We start from the raw sequence: 24676 nt of genomic DNA on the forward strand, positions 1-24676 counted from the left end.
AAAATTTGTACCAGTAGCACTTTATAATATTTTCGCGCTTTTATTTAGGATTGCCTACAAAACTTTAGCATCTAATAAGCAAAAGCCCATGTCATCGGATATGGGCTTTTTAGTATTCATTTATAAAACAAAATAATCGCTCAATTAAACAGCGGCAAGTGCTTGCTCTAAATCAGCTTTGATATCTTCAATGTGCTCAATCCCAATTGACAGACGCACCATATCCGCACTAACACCCGCGTTCTCTAGCTCTTGCTCGTTAAGCTGACGATGGGTCGTGGTCGCTGGATGACAAGCGAGCGACTTAGCATCACCGATATTGACCAAGCGCGTAATCATTTGCAGCGCATCAATAAAGCGCGCGCCTGCTTCGAGGCCACCTTTTACTCCAAAGGTTAAAATAGCGGATGGCGTGCCTTTCATATATTTTTTAGCAAGCTCATGCTCAGGATGGTCTGGCAAACCAGCATATTTTACCCAGGCGACTTTGTCATGGTCGCGTAGATATTCAGCAACTGCTTGGGCGTTTTGGACATGACGCTCCATACGTAAACTTAACGTCTCCATACCTTGCATGATACCGAAGGCATTGAGCGGGCTGATTGCCGCGCCGGTATTACGCAGTGGCGCGACACGAGCACGGGCAATAAATGCCGCTGCGCCGACGTCTTTGACAAAGTTTACGCCGTGATAGCTTTCATCTGGGGTGTTTAATAATGGGAAGCGCTCAGGATAATCGCCCCAAGGGAAAGTTCCGCTATCAACAATCGCGCCACCAATCGAAGTACCAGTACCGCTCATATATTTGGTCAATGAATGAATGACGATATCAGCGCCAAACTCAAATGGACGGCACAGCGCTGGCGTCGCAACCGTACTATCAATCACCACTGGCACGCCATATTCATGGGCGATGTCACTCAGAGCTTGGATATCGACGATATTACCCAGTGGATTACCGATACTTTCTGCAAAGACCATTTTGGTTTTATCATCAATTAAATCACGAATCGCTTCAGGGTTTTTATGGTCAAAAAAACGGACTTCGATACCTTGACGCGGCAGCGCATGGGCGAATAAATTATAAGTGCCGCCGTATAGCGTTGATACGGCGACGATATTATCACCTGCTTCACAAATGGTTTGAATCGCATAAGTAATAGCCGCCATACCTGAGGCAACCGCTAACGCCCCGATACCGCCTTCAAGTGCTGCAACGCGCTCCTCTAACACCGCCGTCGTCGGATTCATGATACGGGTGTAAATGTTGCCAGCAACTTTTAAATCAAATAAATCGGCGCCATGCTGGGTATTATCAAAGGCATACGAGCTGGTATGATAAATAGGCACGGCGACCGCTTTGGTGGTTGGCTCGACGCTATAGCCAGCGTGAATGGCTAAGGTTTCAAGGCGCTGAGTATTCTGCTTGGCTGGTTGTCCGTCACTCATAAGGTGCTCCTAAAATTTTATGGGATATTTACAGGGGTATTAATAGGTTATTAAACCCATATTTTTTTATCAAAATTAGTTATAACAAAAAGTCATAAAAAAAGCTGAGTTAATCATAACCCAGCTTCTTTATTAAAAGAATAGCAAATTTTTCATCTCTTAATGACAAATATTCATAAGCAATTTTTATAAACAAAGAAACTAATAAGCATATTCTTAGATGATATCGGCACTATTTTTTATAACGACTTGTCATTTTCTATTTATAATAAGCGTTTTCTGTACGTGTATGGTCGGTTTCATCGATGACTTGCGTCAGCTCTGGAATTTGTTGTTTCAGCTGCACTTCAACACCTTGACGTAAGGTCATATCAACCGCTGAACAGCCTTGGCAACCACCACCGAATTTCAGTATAGCAGTCAGACCAACGCCTTCTTCTTCAACCAATTCAAGCAGCTGGACATCACCGCCGTGAGCGGCCAAGCTTGGATTAATCTCCGACTGTAAGACATAATTGATACGTTCTTCGACACTGGCATCGGCACCAACTTTTGGCACTTTTGAGTTTGGCGCACGGAACGTCAACTGCCCACCAAAACGGTCTTTATTATAATCAATCACCGCATCTTCTAAATAAGGCACGGACGCCGCTTCAATAAATGCCGAAAAATCGTCATAAGTCAGTTTTAAATCAGCGCTGTCTTCTTCGCCCGGCTGGTTATAAGCCATACAGCATTCGGCACGCGGTGTACCTGGATGTTCGACGAAAATACGCACGCCGATACCATCGGTATCTTGCTTCGCCAGTAAATCTGCCAAATACCCTTGCGCCGCTTCAGTGATGGTAATGTTACTTTTAGCTTCGGTTTGCTCAGTATCTAATGCTGACTCGTAATCGGCAGTAGGGTCTACTTGAGTATCAGTTGGATTGTGTTCACTCATAATGCTTCCTATGTGTTATGACACAAGCGTTATATTGTCCACGTCTACTGTGTCGTCTATGTGAGGTTGGGACTAATGAAATCACCATCATTTTGGCTTATCGTTTTAATGCTTTGACCGTGATGAAAATTTCTTTATGGCTCTTTATGGTGTCTATTATAGCGCACTTAACGCATAATTCCGACTAGGCTAGTGTGAATTGGTAGTAGCGGTTTTTAAGCGCTGAGGTTTTAAGCGATGGCTATTTTTAATAAGGCTTACCTATAGTAAGCTGCCTTTATCTTCATAGTATATAAAGACGGCGTGCAGACTTATCAAGTCTAGCGGGCGTAGAATGCACTAAAGAGCTTATGAAAATTTTAAAAGAATAAATATCAGAATCTTAACTATTTTGAGAGAGCAGTATGTTGACTGAGAATCTAAATTTTGTGACCACCAAAGATGCCGTACAAATCGCTATTTGGGAAGTTTTTGATAATGAAAAAAGCCATCAATTATCTATCGTTAATGCGCATCAAGGACAAAATATCTTCTTAACCCATGGCACTTTTTCAGACAAAAAAACCTGCTTAAGAATCGCTGAATACTTAGCTGAGCTTGGACATCATTGCTATATCATGGAATGGCGCGCTCATGGCGCAAGCTCAAACCCCACAGACCAATTCAATTTCGAAACCGTCGCCACCTATGATTTTGCCGCCACTTTTGATTATTTATTTAACGAATTAAAGCTCAGCAATTTACACTGCGTCACCCATAGTGGCGGCGGCGCTTGCTTAACGATGTTTCTCATTCAAAATCCGCAGTATATCAATAAAATAAATAGCATCAGCATGTTTGCTTGCCAAGTGTACGGCGCCATCGTCAATCTGAAGAACTATTTTAAAATAGTCGCCGCCAAGATGTTTACCCGTCTATTTGGCTATATACCCGCCAGAAAACTCAAACTGGGACCCATCAATGAAAACCATCACACCATGAATCAATGGTATGAGTGGAATTTGCATAAAAACTTCCACAGCAGTTTTATTAAACAAAGTGATATAAATGCGAATGGTATTCAGAAAAGTACTTTTGATAGCCACACTCGCCAGCAAAATACTCCTGAAAGTGCGATTTTTGATTATCGGCAGTATATGCCGAATATTACCGTACCCATTTATGCTATCAGCGCCAAGGGTGATAAATTCATCTCGCCAACTCGAGGTTGCCTGTCACTTTTTAACGACTTTAATCGCTCGCTCAACAAAAACTCTGCTAACGTTTTTCGTGAATACGCGCGAAGTCATGGTGACTTGGATGATTATACCCATAGCCGCATTTTAAACAGTCGTACGGCTGCCAAAGAGATCTGGCCAACGGTGGCGGCATGGATTGAGCAACATGCAGGATGACGCATGCAAGATAAAGTTTGCATGATAATGCTACATCTCCTAAAACTAACTTCACATAACATAACTGACTTGGCCAGATCGGCTGTTTAGACTGGATTGAACGCCATAACAAATTCAAAAGAGTAATTTATGCAGTTATATGTCATACCAGGAACTTGCGCCGTTGTACCGCACACCGCCCTCGAATGGACGGGCGCAGATTACGAGCTCAAGCTATTAGATCATGATTCGGTTAAATCAGAAGAATATCTACGTATCAATCCGCAAGGCGCGGTACCAGCTATCGTCGATGGCGACACTATCATCACCCAAAACATTGCCACCCAAGTCTATATCGATGCCAGCTATCCAGATGCCAATATCTTTGGCTCAGATACCTCACCGGCTGGTAAAGGTGAAATAATGCATTGGCTAGGGTTTTTGAATGCGGATCTGCATAAAGTCTTTGCCCCGCTCTTTGGCCCTGATGGCTTCGTTGAAGGCAATGCTGCACAAGAAAACTTAAAGCAAAAAGCCAAAGAAAAAATCGCCCATTTGCTTAGACTGCCCAACGAGCAGCTCGGTAAAACTGATTATCTAACAGGCAGTAAAACCACGGCTGATATTTACTTATACATCACCCTAACGTGGGCGAAAAAGTTTGAGATCGATCTATCAATCTAACGAAAGAGGACTCCACCCGACGCTAGGGTGGAGGTGAATTTCGTATAGCCTAACTCTGCTGATTTTGAATGTATTGCTTAATAATCTCCAACGGCGCTCCGCCACATGAGCCGGCAAAGTAAGAGCGTGACCACAAAACAGGCTTATTATAAGCCGCCCTTAAGTCAATGAAGTTGGCTCTCATGCGCCGGCTTGTGACCGACTTTAGATTATTAACCATCTTACTTAGTTGTACCGTTGGTGGGTATTGAATCAGCATGTGAACATGATCGCCTTCACCGTTACATTCCTTGAGTTCCGCACCAAAATCCTTGCATATCTCAGCAACAACTTCTTTAAAGTATTGACGATGATTATCAGCTAAAACCTTTTTGCGATACTTAGTGATGAATACCAAATGCACATGCAGATTATAAGCAGAATGACGGTTTTTATATATCTCACTCATTATAATAAATACCCTTTATTGTTTATGTTATATAGTATAACATGGTATAAATAACGAACACACTGACCAATAAAGCATCCATTATGAAAATTAATAAAGCGTACAAATTTAGGCTTGAGCCTAATGCAGAGCAAGAGGTTGTCTTGAACAATCTTGTTGGTTCTGCACGTTTTGTTTGGAATCAAATGCTTGCGATATCGTTTGAGATGTTTGCTAAAAATGAGTTTATTAATGCAACCAATTTGGTTAATAAAATCATGGATATTAAAGCAAATCCTGAGTTTGCCTTCTTAAAAACAAGCTCTAACGCGGTGTCTTTACAACAAAAAATTCGTGATCTCGCTTCTGCTTGGTCACGCTTTTTTGACTCTAAAGTTCATGCAAGACTGAAAGAGAATAAGAAAAAACCTAAAAAGCCTAAGTTCTTCAAGCTTGCTGATGGCACAGAAATCCAATTACGCCCGCTTATGCCGCGCTTCAAGCGCAAATCAGATGGGTGTGATTCAATACGCTTGGTACAGTTTGATAAATATTGCCGTGTTGAAGGCAATCGTGTCAAACTACCGAATGGTGTAGGTTTTGTAAAGTTTAGAAAATCTCAAGACATTCTTGGGATAATTAAAAACGTCACCATCAGCAAGAAATCCGGTCATTGGTACGTGTCGTTTGGCACTGAGCGAGAGTTGGAACAGAACCCAATTCACCCTTCTAAAACCGCCATTGGTATTGATTTAGGTGTCAGTAAATTAGTTACCGGCTCAAACGGTCAGTGCTTTAAACCTAAGAGCAGCTTTAAAGCCAATCAAGGCAAACTAGCAAAGCTACAGCGCCAATTAAGTCGTAAGGTCTTATTTAGCCAAAATTGGAAAAAGCAAAACCGTAAAATCCAAAAGCTTCACCATCACATTGCCAATATTCGCCATGACTACTTGCATAAAATCAGCACTGACATCAGCAAAAACCACGCCATGATTGTCTGTGAGGATTTAAAAGTAGTTAATATGTCGGGATCTGCAAGCGGGACTCTTGAAAATAAAGGTCGCAATGTCAAAGCCAAGTCAGGATTGAACAAATCAATTCTTGATCAAGGATGGGGCATGATGATTGATATGCTTGAGTACAAGCAGCACTGGCACGGCGGGTTACTCATCAAGGTAGACCCGCGTTATACAAGCCAAACCTGCTTTGAATGCAAGCATGTTGCAAAAGAAAATAGACGTACCCAAGCAAAATTTGAGTGCGTTGAATGTGGTTATATTGCGAATGCAGATGTTAATGCAGCTCGTAATATTCTTGCGGCAGGACATGCCGTTTTGTCTGTCGAGGGAGGATGCAGTAAAGGTCGCCCGTTGAAGCAGAAAACTTGCGACGGTCGTGAGAAAGTCGCCTAAGAGCTTTTGCTTTTAGAATCCCCCGCTTGAGCTTGTCGAAAGTGGCGGGAGTATGTCAACTGACTATAAAAACCTTGATACCTTTGTCAAACGTATTGAAGAAGATAAAGGTTTGACCGCCGTCATTGAGCAGCAAGGCTTAGAAAAAATCAAAACACTTGAGATTTGATATTATTAATGCTTTGAGCGTTTGCAAAAACCTTTCTAACCTTAACCTTTCTAGCCTTTAGAAGGGTTTTTGCTTTTATATCTATAAAAACATTATCCTTTAAAATAACATTCATGGCGCAAAAACCAAGCGCTAAAATTCGTTAAAGCGATAAAGTCACGGCACTAAACATCTTTATACTTGTCAGCCAGATATAGGCTGTGTCAGTATTAGCCTCTTTGAGACATTTTAAATTGATAATTAATAGCAGTAAGTTAGGAGTTGGCCGTTATGAGTGAATCAGCAGAGCAAGGTTCGGATAAAAGCTCGGATAAAAATAACAGTAAAGACTACCGTTATTTGGTGTTTATTGGACGTTTCCAGCCGTTTCACTGCGGGCATAAGGCAGTGGTCGATGAAGCATTAAAACGTGCCGATAACGTCATTATGCTGATCGGTTCTGCCAACCTGCCGCGCAGTCTGCGTAATCCATTTAGTGTCGATGAACGGGCGGCGATGATCAAGAACGCCTACTCGCCAGCAGAAGCGGCGCGAATTCATTGCGTCGGTCTCGACGATGCGCTCTACAATGACACGCGTTGGCTGCAATATGTGCAGACGGGCGTCAAATCCGTCACCGGCGACTTACAGGCTGATATTGGGCTGATTGGTCATTCAAAAGACAGCTCATCTTATTATTTATCCTTATTCCCAAATTGGGCGTCGGTTTCTGTGCCCAATTATCACAATTTATCCGCCACCCCTATTCGTGACAGCTACCTGATGGGTGCCACGCCAACGCCTGAGCGCACCCCTGAGTCGACCCGCAACGTCCTCAATGACTTTAAAAAGACCGATATTTATCAAAACCTGCATGAAGAAGCGGATTTTGTCGATAAATATAAAAGACAATGGGAATCTGCGCCTTATCCACCGACCTTTATGACCGCTGATGCGCTCGTCGTACAATCAGGGCATATTTTATTGGTTGAACGCCGCAGTATGCCAGGACGCGGGCTATGGGCATTACCGGGTGGTTTTTTGAATCCAAAAGAAACACTCTTTGATGCCTGTATCCGCGAGCTACGCGAAGAGACGCGCTTAAAAGTGCCTGAACCGGTGCTACGCGGCTCTTGTCATAGTCAGCATACCTTTGACGACCCGTATCGCTCAGCGCGTGGGCGTACGATTACCCAAGCCTTTTATTTTCAGCTAAAAAACGACCCAAAAGGGTTGCCAAAAGTCAAAGGTGGCGACGATGCAGCCAAAGCGTTTTGGCTGCCACTCGCTGAGCTTGATGCCACCATGATGTTTGAAGACCATTATGCGATTATCGCTAAAATGGTTGGTTTGTAGGCTTTTATCAGGCGACTGTGCAATTTTTATTAACCTTTTTTCACGCCAGCGCCGATAGACGGCAATGGCTCACCGCCGCAGCGGTTATTAAAAAACAGCTGTGGCATCTCAAAGCAGAGGAGTTCTGTGATGTACACCAGCAATTTAAACAATTTAATCTTAAATAGCGACAGCTATAAAACCTCCCATTGGGTGCAATATCCAAAAGGTAGCGAGTATCTATCAAGCTATATCGAAGCGCGTAAAGGTGACTACGATGTGGTATTTTTTGGCTTGCAAGCCTTTATCAAAGAATACCTTAGCACGCCGATTACCCATCAAGATATCGATGAAGCCGAAACGGTCATTCAAGCCCATGGCTTAACCTTTAACCGTGCTGGCTGGGAGCTGTTAGTCGATAAGTATGGCGGCTATCTGCCACTGCGCATCGAAGCCATTCCTGAAGGCAGCGTCGTTCCAGCATCCAATGTGGTCTGCCAAATTATTAATACTGACCCTGAGTTCTATTGGCTACCAAGCTATATCGAAACGGCATTGCTACGGGCGATTTGGTATCCCTCAACCGTCGCTAGCGTCTCGCACTATTGCAAAGGCATCATTCGTCAGGCACTAGAAAAATCTGCCGACAATACCGAGTCGCTGATTTTCCGTTTGCATGATTTTGGTTCGCGCGGTGCGTCTAGTCAAGAATCTGTCGCCCTTGGTAGTCTTGCGCATTTGGTGAACTTTGCTGGTACCGACTCGATGACGGCCTTGGTTGCCGCCAGCCGCTGGTATCACATGGACAAAGAAATAGCTGCTTTTTCTATCCCTGCTGCTGAGCATAGCACCATGACGGCGTGGGGTCGCGACGGAGAAACTGCCGCCTTTGCCAATATGATTGAACAATTTGGCGGCGCTGGTAAAAGTTTTTCTGTGGTATCTGACAGCTATGATTTATGGAATGCCATTGATAATATTTGGGGCGGTAGCCTAAAAGACGACGTCAAAAATATGGGCGGAACTTTGGTTATCCGTCCAGATAGCGGCGATCCGGCAAAAGTGGTGCGCGAAGCCTTAGAGCGCTTGGCGGTAAAATTTGGCACCACCATAAATAGCAAAGGCTATAAAGTGCTGCCCGACTATGTACGCATTATCCAAGGCGATGGTATCAGCCCGCAAAGCTTAGGCAAAATTATCGATGTGGTCTTAAACGCAGGTTTTAGTGCCGACAATATCACCTTTGGCATGGGCGGCGGGCTACTACAGCAAGTCAATCGCGATACCATGAGTTGGGCGATGAAAGCCAGTGCCATCTCTATCGATGGCGTATGGAAAGATATCTATAAAGACCCTGTCACTAGCCGCTCAAAACGCTCAAAAAAAGGCCGTTTGGCACTCATAAAAAATAGCAAAGGCAACATAGAAACCATTAAAGCGGATGATTTAACGACAGCTGAAGATAACCTATTACGCGATGTATATATCGATGGTAAATTACTTATTGAAGATAACCTCACTACGATTCGGGAGCGTGCAGGATGGTAGCTACTAAAAAAATGCAAAATAAAATAGCCGCTGCTGCCAAGGACGTGCTGCTTGCTCCTGTTTACCTTTATCAAGGGCACAAAATCAAGCGTGATACTGTACGCCTACCTGAGCCAAATGGCGAGCGTCATGGACAGGTTCAGCTCAATAACTCGCCTATTACCTCAAAGGGTAAAAGCAACAATATATTGAACCTGATGGTCGTTGGTGATTCGGCAGCGGCTGGCGTCGGTAGTCAGACCCAACAAGAGGCGCTGGTCGGTCATTTGATACCTATTTTGACTGAGCAGGCAGCTATCCAAAGCGCTTTTGATACCTTAAACTGGTCGTTACAAGCGACCACGGGTTATACCAGCTTTGATATTTTGCGCAGGCTTTATGTGTTGCCTGCACCGAGCCAACCTATTGATGTGATGGTATTAAGTGTCGGCGTTAATGATACTACCTCCAAAGTCTCTGCGGCTCAATGGCAACAGCAGGTTGAAAATATCATTGCTATCGCCCAGCGTAAATTCGGCGTACGCGAGCTGGTTTTTTTAAGCTTACCGCCGATGGCTCAAATGCCTGCGATACCTGCGCCATTGAATAACTTCGTTGGTGCCAAAGCCGCTATCCTTGATAATAGCTTGCAGCAAATTTGTGCCGCTCATGACAATGTCACTTACATGGCAACGAACTTTGCACGCATGATAGAAGAACACTCTAACGGCACGCCGATCGATATCAGAGTGATGTTTGCCAGCGACGGCTTTCATCCAAGCAGTTTGATGTATGGTTATTGGGCGCAGCAAGTGGCAGAATTGATTGTGAAGTTGCTAGATTCGTCGACTACTAAGTTAAGTAGCTGAGTAGTGCAAATACTGAACATTAAAATTTAGATAAAAAAAACCGCTGAATAATCAGCGGTTTTTTTATGGCTTAGCAAAAGACTGCTTCGCGACATATATTTATACCATAAGTATAAATTATTCAGCAGAATCAGCAGCTTTCTTGCTACGGCCACCAAACGCACCAAAGCGTTTGTTGAAGCTTGCAACACGGCCTTCAGTAGACGTTTTGCGTTGTTCGCCAGTATAGAATGGATGCGACGCACTTGAAATATCAAGTGGGTAGTATGGGTATTCTTTACCTTCGTATTCACGAGTAGCTTTGGTATTAACGGTTGAGCGAGTTAAGAAAAACACGTCAGCGTTGGTATCATGGAACAAAACTTCTTGGTAATTAGGATGGATATCTTTACGCATAATAAACTCTCTATGTCCGATGTATGGTAAGCATTTTGATTAATAGCCTCTTTAGCTATTAAGCACGCTCACATACGTAACTGAGGCACTAAGGACATCTGTCAGTCTGGCAATTACGTCACTGGCTTATTCCAGCACCCAACACCACACCGCTGCTCACTTAGCCTTTCCCCAGCGGGAAAATCAAACCGCGATTTTAACGGTTTTTGTTGCTCGATGCAAGCCGCTTCTACGATAAAACCACGCCATGAACTCGACTTAACGCCATTATGCTGAGTCGAAAAACCCCATAAATAATCATAAAAAAGCAGCCACGCTAGCTGCCTTTTTTATAGAAAACTTATTTTTGGAAAACTTACTTTTGGAAAAATGGAAACTTATTTGGTTTTTACGATATGCCAAACGCCAAGTTTGTTATCACCATCTTTATCGCCAACCTTGGTATCATTGGCATAAAAGTATAACGGCTTACCATTCATCGCCCATTGATATTTGCCATCTTCACGTTTAAAGGCGGCAAACTGCCCTGACGCTTTGGCATTGCTTGGTGCCAAAAACGCTGGCCAAGCAACCAGACAAGCTGAGCCACATTCTGATTTATTCATAGAGTCTTTATCAAAAGTATATAAGGTCATATGATTGGTTGCATCGACCAACATGCCATTTTTACTGGCAACTGGCGCGGTATTTTTAGTGGTCGCTTGCACCTCATGCATGCCAGAATCGTCCTTTCCCAGCATGTTGTTAAACGTAGAACAGCCGCTAAGCGCTAATGCACCAGAAATGACAGATAACATAAGTATGTGTTTCATAGTAACGTCCTTGTTAATAGTGATTTCTTTAATTGCTTCTTTTATATGGTTTTTTGTGGTCTGCAAACCTATACCTTAAAGCAAAAAACGGCTTAAAGCTGACCATAAGTATTTTTACTATAGCACAGACATAAAATCAGTTATTTTTCGCACCATATAAATTTACAGAAGCGTATAAAGTTTACAAATTAAATAAAGTTTGCTCTTCGATTTTCTAAAAATGCTTTTATAAAGCTGTGTTTTAGTCGCTCCTTGTTTGCCATCCTTTGACAAAACTTATGCATCTACTTACGTTTTTGCCATGCTAATTTGAGTAATTTTTTCGTAGAATAATCCATCTAAATTAAGAACTACTACACAATAAGAAATATGACTATAGCGGTTTAAAATGACTGTTGAACTTAGGGTTCGCTGTACGCATATCGGTAGCCTTGCATGAAAAAACACGCATTAGAAAAACATGTTATTTAACATATAAGCGCGGCGAATATAGAAAACTTAAGAGAAGAAACTTAGCAACGAATTACTTCACAAAGACGCCGAGCCATTCCTACTAATTGAAGATAGGAATGCGACTAAGGATATAACAACGACAATGACTCATTCTGTTATGAACAATCAAGTGCCTGCTAGCAAACGGGTTGGTATTCTCGGTGGCGGTACAGCGGGTGCAACCATCGCGATTCGCCTTGCGGCATTGGGCCTTGAAACGTATTTATTTGAAAAAAATACCTCGCTAATTGACGGGCCGCCGATGTGTCATTTGCATGCCGGTGGCAACCTATATCGTGAAATACCTGATGAAGATTGCGTTGCCCTGCTCAAACAATGCATAGATATTTTGCGCCTTTATCCTTATACCATTGATGTACGCCCGACGGTATTTGCGGTGCCGACGCGCGATGAAGGTTTGCCTGAGGATTTATTGCCACGCTTAGATATCTTGACTGACGCTTATCGTGAGCTTATCGCCGAAGACGCCAATAATAAAGTGCTTGGCGAACCTGAAAACTACTATCAGCTCTACAGCCATGAGCAACTGATTGCCTTATCTGAGCGCGAGCAAGTCGCGGTGCCGCGCACGGTTGATGAATGGATGATACCAGTTGCTAAGTATTTGGATTTAAACAAGGTCAAATTTCCGCTGATTGTCGTACAAGAATACGGCTGGAATATCTTCCGTTTGGCAGCGTCTGCACAATTGGCTTTAGAAGGCTATGAGCACGCGCATGTCTTTACCGATACGCAGGTAAAGCAAGTGATGCCAGTCGATTGTGAAAACTGCTCAAATGCTGACCATCATGTGACCAAATGGCGCATTGATTATCAACAAGCAGCGAGCTCTGATACTGATACTGAAGCCAAAACCGATTCTATCGAAGTTGATTATTTAATCAACGCTTGTGGTTTTCGTACCGGCATTATCGATGATATGGTCGGTGTCAAAGTCACGCGTATGGTCGAGTTTAAATCGTCTTATATCACTCATTGGGGCGATACTGGCGGTCAAATACCAGAAATTATCGTTTACGGTGAGCGCGGCACACCGGAAGGCATGGCGCAGCTAACGCCCTACCCTGATGGTTATTTTCAGATACATGGCATGAGTAAATTTATTACCCTATTTGATGATGGTTTGGTTGCTTCTAACAAAAATAGCGCCCAACCGAAATTGCCGTCGCAATACCTGCATTATATCGAAGACGGCTGGGATAAAGCGCCACTACAAGCGCGCAGCCAGCAAGCGATTGATTACGTGGCTGAATTCGTCCCGACCTTTCATAGCGCGCGAACAGTTGGCAATGCACTCTATGGCGGGCAGCAAATACCTGGGCAAGACGATACGCTGCGCGTTGCCGATGTGAGCTTATACTCTAATATTCGCTATGCGCGGGCAGAAAACGTCAAAGCCTCATCGACGCTGATTGCTGCCGATCAAATCGTTGATGAATTGACGACGCTTGGTTTGGTTGCTGATGAAGCGCCAGAAAACCATCAGCGTTATGCGCATGAATGGGCGTATTTGGCACAAAATGATAGCGTGGCGATTGATAAAATTGCGCGTTATTTAGCGCAAGAACGCGGCTTTCCAATGGCAATGGCGGGCGTAAATCATGGTATTTGTGAAACGAGTTAAAATGATTTAAATGTTAATAAAGTCAAAGCAAAAAAGAGAGCAAGGCTTAATGTTAGCCTTGCTCTCTTTTTTATTTAAAGTTATTGATAAAGATAACCGCTGCTAGTTTCCCGCCATTTTCTCAGTATCAACGGCGTCATCTATTTTTACGACGGTCTTTAGCATATCAATCGCTTCGCCAATGGTATTACAAACGACCAAACGCTCAAGGTCTTGTTGCTTCATAAAGCCTTGCTCAGCGGTGTATTGTAAATGTTCAATCATACAGTCATAAAAACCATTGATATTAAGAATAATCATCGGTTTTTCATGCTGATATAGCTGACGCCAGGTGGCAATTTCCATAATTTCCTCTAGCGTCCCAAGCCCGCCCGGCAACGTAATAAAGGCATCGGCGTACTCTGCCATCACCGTTTTACGGGTATGCATGGTATCGGTCAAATGCAGGCGCGTCAGCTGCTCATGAGCAATTTCATGCTTGAGCATAAAGGTTGGAATCACGCCGACCGCTTGTGCGCCACCTCGGATGACCTCATCAGCGACTGCGCCCATCAGCCCGATGCTCGCTCCGCCATAGACCAAACCCATGCCATTATCAGCAAGCGCACTGCCAAGCTCACGCGCCGCCTGCTCATAAACGTCATTATTGCCCAAACGTGAGCCACAATAAACCGCTACCAGTGGCATGGTGAGCGCTGATTTATCCACGGCTTTTTCAATATTGGTAATGTCTTGACTGGTAATGACTTCATAAGTGTCATTGTTAATTTTCATTTGCATAGAGTTTCCTTAATTTTATATACATTGTTCTTATTAAATACTTAACTATTAAAACATGATTAGTTATAGATGTTGTTTTTTTGATGTAGGTTAATTGCTCAAAATATACAACGTCGAGCTTGCTCATAGAACTTAGAAGTCATTTTTGCCTGCCTTCCTCACTAAGATTTATTTTACCATAAGCAGTGTTACTGCAAAGTCATCATGCGGTGATCACCCAGCTAAGCTATAAAGTAAGCAACCAATCACGGCTTAATGACTGCACGCTTAATATTGATTATTAAACGCTGTGCGCCTAGCAAGCGTTTTTATTTACCCAAAGTCTTTACTTATAAGAAAACTCTTACTCATAAAAATGACAAAAATACATGAAGGTTAAACCATGGAAAATCCGCACAATCAAACAGATATTTATGCCCTAAGCATCATGACTGAGCGCAATCGAGCATTGGCAGCGACCGTTTATCGCCCTAGAGACGAAGTAAAAGCCGCAGTCATGATCGCGCCGGCTACTGGTATCAAACGCCAGTTTTATCATAATTTTGCCACTTATTTAGCAGCAAGCGGCTTTGGGGTCATAACCTTTGATAATGAAGGTATCGGTGAATCGCTATCGTCTGATTTGACGAAATGCGATGCTTCTTTAATCAGTTGGGGTCGTCATGACATGCCAGCCGTCCTTGATGCCTTACAAGACGAATTTGCCGATGCCACTTATCATTTGATTGGACATAGCGCCGGCGGTCAGCTGATAGGTTTGATGCCAAATTATAAGGCGCTTACTTCAGTATTTAATGTTGCTTGTTCATCAGGGCAAATCAAAAATATGGACATGCCTTACAAGCTCAAAGCGATGGGTTTTATGGACGTCTTTATTCCGCTCACCAACTTAACGCTAGGCTATACGCCAGCGGATAAAATCGGCATGGGCGAGCCACTACCACGCGGCGTCACTCGTCAATGGCGCGAGTGGTGCAATGGCGCAGGCTATATTAAAACCGCGTTTGGCAAAAGTATTCATACCCATTTTTATGATGAGATTGATATACCTGCGTTGTGGCTCGGCTTTAGCGATGATGAAATTGCCAATAGCAAAAATATCGATGATATGATTCGCGTCTTTAGCAAAATGCCAGTCGAAAAACGCTATTTTGACCCCGAAGAATTTGGCTTAAATAGTATCGGTCATATGCGCTATTTTAGCAGCAAAACCAATGCTAAAGCCCCGCAGCTTTGGCAAATGGCAATCGATTGGCTAGCCAAGCAGTAATAAGCTTTGTTTAGTGCAGCTATTCAAGCGCATGCCATTCAAGCGCAACTGTATTTAGTCTTGCGTGATTTTTGCTGCTTGTTCTGCTTGCACACGCTTGGTCAACGCAGAATACAGCGACGGCTGCATATTATGAATGTTGCCTAGCATCCATTTTACGTAGCTAATTGGCACGTCTTTAATCAACGTACCCTTATGTTTGCCAAAGGGCATTTTGCTCAGTGGATTGGCTTTATTGGCGATAGCGTGCGCTGCTGCAAAATCTGTCGGCGCAATCTCTAGGCGCTCGCAGCAGGCCTGATATAGCAGATAACACATGCGCGCATCGCCCAGCGCATCATGAGCAGCAATCGTCATTTTACCTGCCTCGCCTTTACCTAATAATTGCTCGATACATTTCGACTGCCCATAGGCGCTCCATTCTGGAAAGGCCACGCGCGCCAGCCGCACCGTACATATTAGCTTAGCAGACGGACTGCCAATCACCCGCCAATCAAAGCGCACATTATGCCCAATCAAATACTGCGGCAACTCAAATTGCTCAAGCTCAAAGCGCTCAAGACCGGCAACATCGTCATCGGTGATACCATGGATTCTAATCACGACGGGCGATATCGGGCGCCCACTATTAAAGTATTTCATCCACTCAAATCCTGTCGCCACATTAATAGTCGCCACTTGAATCGGACGCGGATCACGACCTTGGTCGGTTTCGGTATCGATAATCAGCGCAGTGTCGGTCATAAAGATTTGGCCATCATTATTTGAAAATAGGTAGCAATATCAGTTTTCTATATATACCTAAAAAATAGGTGATTTTTAAAAACTACGTTATATTTATGGGGATAAAAGCTAAAGATAACAATGGTATACAAAGAGTAGAGATATTAACTCTTATACTACCCATTAGAGTTAACTCAAAAAAAATAAAGAGATATCGATGTTAGCAGATGGTAATAAGCTTCCGCCAAATCCAAATTCAAAACCAACCTTTTTACGCCGTGTAATAAGTATATTCATCAAGGCGGCGGTATTACTGATGCTGTTATTTGTCTTTGACAAGCTCTTACCGAGTATCAGCAAGCAAACTCAGTCGTTTGTACTGGCAAAATGGCAACAGCTCAGTTTATTACAACAAGCATTACCGACAGAAAATAGCTTACCTAGCCCACTGCCCGAACAACACTTAACGGATACATGGGGCGCGGCGCGTAGCCAAGGTCGTTCTCACGAAGGCATCGATATATTTGCCAAGCGAGGTACGCCGATTCAGGCAACGACGCAAGGTATCGTCAGTAAAGTCGGCGAAAACAGCTTAGGCGGTCGCGTGGTGTTCATCATTGGACCGGGCGGCGCAGGACATTATTATGCGCATCTAGAGGATTACGCTGATATTAGCCCAAACGACTGGGTCAATGCTGGCGATATCATCGGTTACGTCGGCGACAGTGGGAATGCCAAAGGCACGCCGCCGCACGTCCATTATGGGATTTATATCAATGGCAGCGCGGTCAACCCTTATCCACTTTTGCAAAAGCCTGAAAGCTAGCGTTTGAGTTTTTGGCCTTTAAAACCTGACCCCTTTAAAAATAAGACCTTAAACTTCCAATATAAAATTTAACGGCCCATCATTGATACTTGCCACTTGCATATCAGCGCCAAACTCACCAGTTGCTACAAGGGGATGTTGGGTTTTGGCATAAGTAATTAGTTGCTCGAACAATACCTCTGCAGCATCGGGTGCCATCGCGCCGCCAAAGTCAGGACGGCGACCTTTATCGGTTTTTGCCATTAAGGTAAATTGTGACACCAATAATAAACCGCCGCCTACCTGCTGGACATTTTTATCCAATTTACCAAACTTAGCAGGATCATCGTCATTCTCAAAAATGCGATAAGTGAGGATTTTATCAATCATACGCTGCGCACTTTGCAAGTTATCCTCATGACCCAAGCCAATATAAGCCAAGATTCCATGCTCAATCGCACCAACGCAGTGCGCATCGACAGTGACGCTGGCGCGCTGCACCCTTTGTATCAGTGCTCTCATTTACAGCCTTCCTTATTTATAAATCGCTTACAGTTTATGGTCATACAATCATACCCTGACCATGATAAAATACCGCCATTAACTTGCCTATTAATAATTACATCGAACCCTATTTTGGTAACCTTATTATGAATTTATTTGCCACCCTTCAACAATTTGTACCGCAGCAGCAGCTGAGTAAAGTCGCTGGACGTCTGGCCGCCAGTCGCCACCCTTATGTCAAGCGTGCGTTTATCCGCAGCTTTGCCAAAGCTTACAATGTCAGCTTAGATGAATACGAGCGCCAAAGTTTCAATGCTTATGAAAGCTTTAATGACTTTTTTACCCGTGAGCTAAAAGACGACGCGCGGCTCATTGATAGCCGCGCAAATGGAATTGTCAGTCCTGCCGATGGTGTTATCTCGCAGTTAGGGCAAATCCGCGACCATAAATTACTGCAAGCCAAAGGTCGTCATTATGACATCGGTCAACTACTCGCTGATAGCGAAGATGGCAGTTATTTTGCTGATGGTAGCTTTGCCACTGTATATCTCGCGCCGAGTAACTATCACCGCGTGCACATGCCATTTGCTGGTACCTTGACCAAGACCCGTTATATACCGGGTACCCTATTTTCTGTCAATAATGTCACGGCGGCAAACGTGCCGGATTTATTTGCCCGTAATGAGCGTTTGGTCTGTTTATTTGATACAGAGTACGGCAAAGCGGCGGTGGTCATGGTTGGCGCTATGATTGTCGCTGGTATCGAAACCGTCGCGACGGGGAAAATCAGCCGCACTGAGGATATCCAAGAAATGGTTCACAATATGAGCTTTGCCAAAGGCGATGAGCTTGGACGCTTTTATTTAGGTTCAACGGCGATTGTCGTTCTACCAAAAGGCGCAAAAGCCGATTGGCAAGACAGCTTACAAGCCAACAGTATGGTAAAAATGGGACAGCTATTGGGTGTTGCGAATAAATAGCAGTTTTATAAAGACTCTAGAAACTTCTACGTATAAGCCTAGTTAAGCCACTCAGCTTAGCTAGGTTTTTTATTAGACGTATTCAATCTAGTACCGAAAGTGCTTGTGAATAGGATACGCAAATAAGATGTTTTCTTCTTGCGTTCCGCGTCCGATATTATGAATAATCAACGGCGAGCCATCAGCGGCGACTTTATTAGAAACGATGCCCATATGCGGTAAATTGCCGTTCGGCAGCCGCCACGTCACTATATCACCGGCTTGAAAGCTAGATTTATCAGTGATAGATAATGTTTGACCATGACGGCTAAAAAACACCTCAAGATTCGGCACACGGCGGTGATCGATATTTTTATCGGTTGATTTTAGTCCCCACGTCTTTGGATAGGCCGACCAATTGGACTTCATATCTTGATTGACCAACTGCTGTAAATCGATATTTTGCAGACGGTATGCCCGTACGACAACATCGGTACAAACGCCGGTTTCTATCGGTACATCGCCACGCGGAAAATCCAGCTGACGATAGGTAGGGTCATAGCTAGTGGTCACACCTATCTGTTTTTTGGCATCATAGGCCAATTTATCGCCCTTACCAACAGACTCGGTCGCCTGCGCCAATTGCGCCAAACTTAGTACGCCAAGAAAAACCAGTGATTTCGCGGATGTTTTATAAGTACCAGCTATTTTCATGTGACCGTCTCTTTGCGTGATTGTCCCTAATATAAAGGCTTTAGTGCAGGAAGATAATGAGTAATTTGTAAACAGCTGACAGGCAAAAAAAACTTTTAACCACTTATCTATCAATCAGCCAGCCTTGCTCGGTCGCATACTCAACCTGTTCCAATAGCCATTGATGAATACTCGGAAAGCTGTCTTTAATAAACCTTAGGACGCCAGTCACTTGCGAGCGTGTCACCTCATGATCACTCCATGTTTTCCCGCCTGTATTTAAATTTAACAAAAATGGCAAAATTCGATCAATCACTCTCAGCAGCTCAGCCTCTTTGCTCCTGCCCGTTTCTTGCGCTTCCCAAATCTCACTTAAGTTTTTGATACCATTGCCGCGCTCAGCTCGTAATCGAGCGATGCCCTCGCGCTCTCCAGCGTGAGCGTCAGCTCTACTATTGGCAAATAAAAATGTATCACCGGCATCAACTTCACCCAAGTCATGTATTAATGCCATCTTCAGCAATTTTTCATGATTAACATCAATCTCAAACTGTTCAGCAATTGACCAACAAGCCATCGCCAAATGCCAAGAGTGCTCGGCAGAATTCTCCAACCGATTTGTTTTCGTCACATAACTGCGCCGATTGACGCGTTTTAGCGCATCCAACTCTAATAAAAAATGCGTTACATCGTCAATATCAATATTTGCAGCAGTCGCAGGGTCGGTCAACGGTGTATGGTTGACACCATTAGAATAGGGTAACGTCATGATTCTCTCTAAATAACTGATAAATTTGAGCGCTGTCTTTTCACGCAAAGGCAGATATTATAGTAAATATTTAAGCACTGCGGCATTGATAGCCGTTATAAAAACCGTAAACAACTTGCTTCAATATAATTTTTCGATAAAAAAATAGCGCCGATAGTATTGAGCGCTATTTTATTTTTGAGAGTTATTAAGAAACTATTTTTAATAATTAAATTTGCTTAAGCATGATGCTTAATTAGGCTACTTAATCAAATTACTAATGGTCTTAAAAGCAGGGTCTTTACTACTGCGACATAATTCAAAAAGAATGGATTCTACCGTACTAATCACGCCACCAGCGCGGCGGATACGGCGAATCGCTTGCTTCTTATCATAAGGAAAGCGCGAGCCAACCGCATCACCAATAATCACTGGCTGCATGCCATTATCGAGCAAATCAAGCGCCGTTTGCATGACACAGACATGCGCCTCCATCCCAAATAATAGAACAATGCTACGATTTTGTTGGGCTAGATAATGCCACGAATCGTCATTATCACAAGCGCTAAAAGTGACTTTCTCAAAGCTTTTGGCATTATCACCTTCTAGCACATCACGTATCTCAGGCAGGGTATCGCCAAGTCCTTTTTTGTACTGCTCATTGAGCATAATAGGAATATCAAGCGCTTGCAGCCCTTTGATTAGCGTGACGGTCTTTTTGACAATATTTTCATGGTCATAGATATGCGGCGTTAAGCGTTCTTGAACATCGATAATCATCGCTTGGGTATTTTCACGGGCGATACGATAAGTGCGATCGGTAATCATGGTAGACATAGTACACTCCTTGTACGACAGATATTAATAGGTAAAGGCGACGCTATATTTGGCCTCTATATCATTATTATTAAACCTAGCTCTTATTTAGTCATAGTTTGCTGAGGGCGTCAATGGAGATAATTTTTATTAACAACTTATGAACGTTGCGTCATAGATACCTCGTTATTGTTTATAAATAAAAAAGCCACCAATCGCTTGATTGGAGGCTCTTTTTAAAATGCTAAAATATTGCAAAGCTAATACAGTCTAAAAATTACACACGCTCAATAATCGTCGCGATACCTTGACCAAGACCGATACACATGGTTGCTAGACCAATTTCAGTATCTGACTGCTCCATGGCGTTTAACAAGGTAACGGTGATACGAGCACCTGAACAGCCTAGTGGATGACCTAGTGCAATCGCGCCACCATTGATATTGACGATGTCTTGCTTGTCCGACAAGTTCAAGGCTTTAAGTACTGACAAGCCTTGCGCTGCAAACGCTTCGTTTAGCTCGATGGTTTGCATATCATCGATGCTCATGCCAGCGCGCTTAAGTGCTTTTTGGGTAGCAGGTACAGGACCGTAACCCATGATAGCGGCATCACAACCAGCAACAGCCATGCTACGAATACGAGCACGAGGCTTAAGACCTAAGTCTTTGGCTTTTTGTGCGCTCATGACTAACATTGCTGACGCACCGTCAGATAATGCAGATGAGGTCGCAGCAGTGACCGTACCGCCTTTAGGATCAAAGGCTGGACGTAACTTTTGCATTTGCTCCATCGTTGCATCTGGACGAATCACTTCATCAACGGTACATAGTTGCAAGCGACCAGCAGCATCATGACCTTCGATACCGATGATTTCATTGTCAAAACGACCTTCAGTCGTTGCAGCCCATGCGCGGCGATGTGACTCAAGACCGAAAGCATCTTGCTCTTCACGAGTGATATTGTTCATACGACCTAGCATTTCAGCGGTCAAGCCCATCATGTTTGAGGCTTTTGCATAGTGCTTTGACGCTTCAGGGTTGAGATCAACGCCATGCATCATGCCAACGTGACCCATGTGCTCTACACCACCGATGATGAAAACTTCACCTTGGTTGGTCATGATTTGCGCGGCAGCAGTGTGTAGCGCCTGCATAGATGAACCACATAGACGGTTAACAGTTTGGCCGCCAGCAGTCTTTGGAATACCAGCCAGCAGACCGATATTACGACCGATATTCAAACCTTGCTCTAAAGTCTGGTTTACACAGCCCCAGATGATGTCTTCGACGTCGCGTGGGTCAAAGTCGTTACGCTCAACTAAGGCACGGACCAATTCAGCAGAAATGCTATCAGCGCGAACGTGGCGGAACATACCGTTTTTAGATTTACCCATTGCTGAGCGTACGCCATCTACGATGACCACGTCTTTTGGACTTAAAGTTGTCATACTATCTTCCTTTTCAATTTTTATTGTCAGTGGCAATACCTTAATGCTCGTCATATTTGATGTAAAAGATTATTGATAATAAATAAACCATCAATAACCTTATCAAGCATGGGTACAGCACTTCATCCTAGTAATGACCGACCATTACGCAGTGGCGTAAAAAGTCTCGCCTGCGGCTGCCATATCGCGAATCTTTTGCGGCGCTTCATAGGCTTTACCAAGGTGCGCATATTTTTCGCATAGCGCCAAATAGTTATCTAGACCCATTTGGTCGATATAACGGCAAGGGCCACCACGGAACGGCGGGAAACCAACGCCCATAATCATCGCCATATCGGCTTCAGATGGTGTGCTGACGATGTTGTCTTCTAGGCAACGTACGGTTTCATTACAGAACGCCAGCATAGTGCGGTCGATGATGGTTTGATCATCGAAGGTTTGCTTATCGCTATCCGTTGTGGTTTTTAGTAGCTCATAAGTCGCTTCATCCGCCACTTTCTTTGGCTTACCGCGTTTGTCAGTCTCATACTTATAGAAACCAACGCCGTTTTTCTGACCTAAACGATTGTTTTCATATAAATGCTCAATCGCGCCTTTATAATCAGGCTTCATGCGGTCAGGGAAACCTTCTGCCATCACTTCTGCGCCGTGTACGCCCGTATCTAAACCAACCACGTCGATTAGATAAGCAGGACCCATTGGCCAGCCGAATTTTTCCATGACTTTATCGACATGAGCAAAATCCGCACCTTGCTTAAGCAGCAAGTCAAAAGCACCAAAGTATGGAAACAACACACGGTTGACCAAGAAACCTGGGCAGTCATTGACGACAACCGGCACTTTGCCCATTTTAGACGCTAGCGCAACTGTAGTTGCAATCGCTTCTTCTGATGATTTTTCACCGCGGATAACTTCGACGAGTGGCATACGATGTACTGGGTTAAAGAAATGCATACCGACGAAGTTTTCTGGACGCTCAAGTGCTTCTGCTAAATAAGTAATAGAAATCGTCGAGGTGTTTGACGCTAGGATACAATCGTCTTTAACCAAACCTTCAACTTCTTTAAGTACCGCACGCTTCACGTTTGGATTTTCTACGACTGCTTCGATAACGATATCAGTCTCTGCAAAATCACCATAGTTCAAAGTTGGACGGATACGGCTTAAGGTTTCACCCATTTTCGCTGGGGTCATCTTTTTGCGTTCGACCATTTTACCAAGTAGCTTGCTAGCTTCGCCCATACCAAGGTCTAATTGCTCAGACTTGATATCTTTCATGATGATTGGCAAGCCTTTGCTCGCTGCCTGATACGCGATACCGCCGCCCATGATACCGGCGCCTAGTACGGCTGCTTCAGTAATTTCATGTGCTTTTTTGCTGTGCTGCTTGGCAAGTTTTTTGACCAATTGATCGTTTAAGAACAGACCGACCAAGCTTTCTGCTTGTGGGGTTTTCGCCGCTTTGGCAAAACCAGCCGCTTCGACTTCGATTGCTTTATCACGTGGCAAATTGACGTGTTTTTCAATGGTTTCGATAGCGATTGCTGGCGCTGGGTACTGCTTAGGATTGGCTTTGGCAAAGATCATACCTTTGGCACTGTTAAACGCCATCGCTTGCTCAAGCTGGTTTAGCTTTACAGGATTCAGCTTCTCTTCACGCTTCGCTTGCCAATCAAGCTCACCTGAGATACATTTTTTGACTAGGTCAATGGCGGCATCTTGCAAGTCATCGGCAGGAACAGTCGCATCGACTAGGCCTAATTTTAGCGCATCAAGTGGTTTTTTTGGCGTACCAGTGGCAATCAATTCAAGCGCATTGTCGATACCAATCACACGCGTACTACGCACCGTACCACCAAAACCTGGGAAGATACCGAGCTGGGTTTCTGGTAGACCGATAATGGCTTTGTCGCTCATGACACGGTATTCACAAACCAAGGTCATCTCACAACCACCGCCAAGCGCTGCGCCATTGATGGCCGCTACTTTTGGAAATGGCAGGTCTTCAAAGCGGTTGAAAGCGTCATTGATATTAACGACCCAATCTTTGATTTCGTTTTCTGGATTCTTAAATGAACCGACGAATTCTGTTATGTCCGCCCCAGCGATAAATACACCTTTGCTTGAGGTGACGATTAAGCCTTTCACGTCATCCGCTTTTTCTAGCGCTGTCACAACTTCAGCAAATTGCTTATTGGTTTCAGCATCAAACTTGTTCACGCTCTCATTTTCGGCGTTGTATTGCATGTTGGCGATGCCATCCTCTAGCATTGTCACCGTAATGCGATTTCCTTGGTATACCATTTGAAACTCCTTGCTATATAACGAAAGCTACGTTTTAAAATTAAAAGCTTTAAAATTAAAGGTCATAGTCAGTTATTGTTAGTAAAACGAGTAATAACACTGCCAACATACT

General features: G+C 43.8%; 23 protein-coding genes. 10 read left to right on the forward strand and 13 right to left on the reverse strand.

The genetic code is table 11. The features are described from left to right. Positions 1 to 144 precede the first annotated feature (144 nt). Complete coding sequence (locus tag FOR85_RS09740; protein WP_144297774.1) at positions 145 to 1449, reverse strand: O-acetylhomoserine aminocarboxypropyltransferase/cysteine synthase family protein; 1305 nt, start codon at positions 1447 to 1449, stop codon at positions 145 to 147. A gap of 259 nt (positions 1450 to 1708) precedes the next feature. Beyond that, positions 1709 to 2392, reverse strand: a complete 684-nt coding sequence (gene nfuA / locus FOR85_RS09745) for a Fe-S biogenesis protein NfuA (protein ID WP_068405139.1) — start codon at positions 2390 to 2392, stop codon at positions 1709 to 1711. 404 nt (positions 2393 to 2796) lie between these two features. Between nfuA and FOR85_RS09750 the strand changes: the two genes are divergently transcribed. Both FOR85_RS09750 and FOR85_RS09755 read left to right on the forward strand, forming a co-directional pair. Continuing rightward, positions 2797 to 3786, forward strand: coding sequence for an alpha/beta fold hydrolase (locus tag FOR85_RS09750; protein WP_144297775.1), 990 nt, complete (start codon positions 2797 to 2799; stop codon positions 3784 to 3786). Between the two features lie 129 nt (positions 3787 to 3915). Further along, positions 3916 to 4449, forward strand: coding sequence for a glutathione S-transferase family protein (locus tag FOR85_RS09755; RefSeq protein ID WP_144297776.1), 534 nt, complete (start codon positions 3916 to 3918; stop codon positions 4447 to 4449). Positions 4450 to 4498: 49 nt separating this feature from the next. Here the strand turns inward: FOR85_RS09755 and tnpA are convergent, their stop codons facing one another. Beyond that, positions 4499 to 4897, reverse strand: coding sequence for an IS200/IS605 family transposase (gene tnpA / locus FOR85_RS09760; RefSeq protein ID WP_068405507.1), 399 nt, complete (start codon positions 4895 to 4897; stop codon positions 4499 to 4501). A gap of 83 nt (positions 4898 to 4980) precedes the next feature. Between tnpA and FOR85_RS09765 the strand changes: the two genes are divergently transcribed. The 4 genes from FOR85_RS09765 (at position 4981) to FOR85_RS09780 (ending at position 10167) form a co-directional block, all read left to right on the forward strand. Then, positions 4981 to 6288 (forward strand): RNA-guided endonuclease TnpB family protein, encoded by a 1308-nt coding sequence (locus FOR85_RS09765; protein WP_144297777.1) that lies wholly within the window; start codon positions 4981 to 4983, stop codon positions 6286 to 6288. Between the two features lie 439 nt (positions 6289 to 6727). Then, complete coding sequence (locus FOR85_RS09770) at positions 6728 to 7792, forward strand: bifunctional nicotinamide-nucleotide adenylyltransferase/Nudix hydroxylase (protein ID WP_144297778.1); 1065 nt, start codon at positions 6728 to 6730, stop codon at positions 7790 to 7792. Positions 7793 to 7921: 129 nt separating this feature from the next. Further along, positions 7922 to 9319 (forward strand): nicotinate phosphoribosyltransferase, encoded by a 1398-nt coding sequence (locus tag FOR85_RS09775; RefSeq protein WP_144297779.1) that lies wholly within the window; start codon positions 7922 to 7924, stop codon positions 9317 to 9319. Next, entirely contained in the window at positions 9313 to 10167 is an 855-nt protein-coding gene (locus FOR85_RS09780; RefSeq protein WP_144297780.1) for an SGNH/GDSL hydrolase family protein, read from the forward strand. Before FOR85_RS09775 ends, FOR85_RS09780 begins: the two co-directional genes overlap by 7 nt. 117 nt (positions 10168 to 10284) lie before the next feature. Here the strand turns inward: FOR85_RS09780 and FOR85_RS09785 are convergent, their stop codons facing one another. Further along, positions 10285 to 10563 (reverse strand): type B 50S ribosomal protein L31, encoded by a 279-nt coding sequence (locus FOR85_RS09785; protein WP_068405148.1) that lies wholly within the window; start codon positions 10561 to 10563, stop codon positions 10285 to 10287. A 377-nt stretch (positions 10564 to 10940) separates the two neighbouring features. Next, positions 10941 to 11375 carry a hypothetical protein gene (locus tag FOR85_RS09790; RefSeq protein WP_068405150.1) on the reverse strand — a complete coding sequence of 145 codons (435 nt, stop codon included), beginning with the start codon at positions 11373 to 11375 and terminating at the stop codon, positions 10941 to 10943. Between the two features lie 595 nt (positions 11376 to 11970). On the opposite strand from FOR85_RS09790, the gene FOR85_RS09795 reads away from it, so the two are divergent. Next, on the forward strand, positions 11971 to 13512 hold the full coding sequence (locus tag FOR85_RS09795) for an FAD-dependent oxidoreductase (RefSeq protein ID WP_144297781.1): 1542 nt from the start codon (positions 11971 to 11973) through the stop codon (positions 13510 to 13512). A 102-nt stretch (positions 13513 to 13614) separates the two neighbouring features. Here FOR85_RS09795 and FOR85_RS09800 read toward each other — a convergent pair whose 3' ends face one another. Beyond that, positions 13615 to 14292, reverse strand: a complete 678-nt coding sequence (locus FOR85_RS09800) for a TIGR00730 family Rossman fold protein (protein WP_144297782.1) — start codon at positions 14290 to 14292, stop codon at positions 13615 to 13617. 382 nt (positions 14293 to 14674) lie between these two features. Here FOR85_RS09800 and FOR85_RS09805 point away from each other — a divergent pair, with 382 nt between their 5' ends. Continuing rightward, positions 14675 to 15562, forward strand: coding sequence for an alpha/beta fold hydrolase (locus FOR85_RS09805; RefSeq protein ID WP_144297783.1), 888 nt, complete (start codon positions 14675 to 14677; stop codon positions 15560 to 15562). 54 nt (positions 15563 to 15616) lie between these two features. Here the strand turns inward: FOR85_RS09805 and FOR85_RS09810 are convergent, their stop codons facing one another. Beyond that, positions 15617 to 16306, reverse strand: a complete 690-nt coding sequence (locus FOR85_RS09810; protein WP_144297784.1) for a putative quorum-sensing-regulated virulence factor — start codon at positions 16304 to 16306, stop codon at positions 15617 to 15619. Between the two features lie 196 nt (positions 16307 to 16502). On the opposite strand from FOR85_RS09810, the gene FOR85_RS09815 reads away from it, so the two are divergent. Next, positions 16503 to 17111, forward strand: coding sequence for a M23 family metallopeptidase (locus tag FOR85_RS09815; RefSeq protein ID WP_144297785.1), 609 nt, complete (start codon positions 16503 to 16505; stop codon positions 17109 to 17111). A 48-nt stretch (positions 17112 to 17159) separates the two neighbouring features. Here FOR85_RS09815 and dtd read toward each other — a convergent pair whose 3' ends face one another. Then, positions 17160 to 17612 (reverse strand): D-aminoacyl-tRNA deacylase, encoded by a 453-nt coding sequence (gene dtd, locus FOR85_RS09820; protein ID WP_144297786.1) that lies wholly within the window; start codon positions 17610 to 17612, stop codon positions 17160 to 17162. A gap of 128 nt (positions 17613 to 17740) precedes the next feature. Here dtd and asd point away from each other — a divergent pair, with 128 nt between their 5' ends. Continuing rightward, positions 17741 to 18574: an archaetidylserine decarboxylase gene (asd, locus tag FOR85_RS09825; protein ID WP_144297787.1), complete on the forward strand. Its 834-nt coding sequence runs from the start codon at positions 17741 to 17743 to the stop codon at positions 18572 to 18574. Positions 18575 to 18661: 87 nt separating this feature from the next. Here asd and FOR85_RS09830 read toward each other — a convergent pair whose 3' ends face one another. From FOR85_RS09830 to fadB, 5 genes are all read right to left on the reverse strand, one after another. Then, entirely contained in the window at positions 18662 to 19267 is a 606-nt protein-coding gene (locus FOR85_RS09830) for a DUF1287 domain-containing protein (protein ID WP_144297788.1), read from the reverse strand. 103 nt (positions 19268 to 19370) lie between these two features. Beyond that, positions 19371 to 20015: an HD family hydrolase gene (locus FOR85_RS09835; RefSeq protein ID WP_144297789.1), complete on the reverse strand. Its 645-nt coding sequence runs from the start codon at positions 20013 to 20015 to the stop codon at positions 19371 to 19373. A gap of 240 nt (positions 20016 to 20255) precedes the next feature. Beyond that, positions 20256 to 20831: an isochorismatase family protein gene (locus FOR85_RS09840; RefSeq protein WP_144297790.1), complete on the reverse strand. Its 576-nt coding sequence runs from the start codon at positions 20829 to 20831 to the stop codon at positions 20256 to 20258. Positions 20832 to 21087: 256 nt separating this feature from the next. Continuing rightward, positions 21088 to 22260 (reverse strand): acetyl-CoA C-acyltransferase FadA, encoded by a 1173-nt coding sequence (gene fadA / locus FOR85_RS09845; protein WP_144297791.1) that lies wholly within the window; start codon positions 22258 to 22260, stop codon positions 21088 to 21090. Between the two features lie 144 nt (positions 22261 to 22404). Next, on the reverse strand, positions 22405 to 24564 hold the full coding sequence (gene fadB / locus FOR85_RS09850) for a fatty acid oxidation complex subunit alpha FadB (RefSeq protein WP_144297792.1): 2160 nt from the start codon (positions 24562 to 24564) through the stop codon (positions 22405 to 22407). Positions 24565 to 24676 lie beyond the last annotated feature (112 nt).

The sequence above is a fragment of the Psychrobacter sp. YGAH215 genome (assembly GCF_007280595.1).
Taxonomy (GTDB): domain Bacteria; phylum Pseudomonadota; class Gammaproteobacteria; order Pseudomonadales; family Moraxellaceae; genus Psychrobacter; species Psychrobacter faecalis.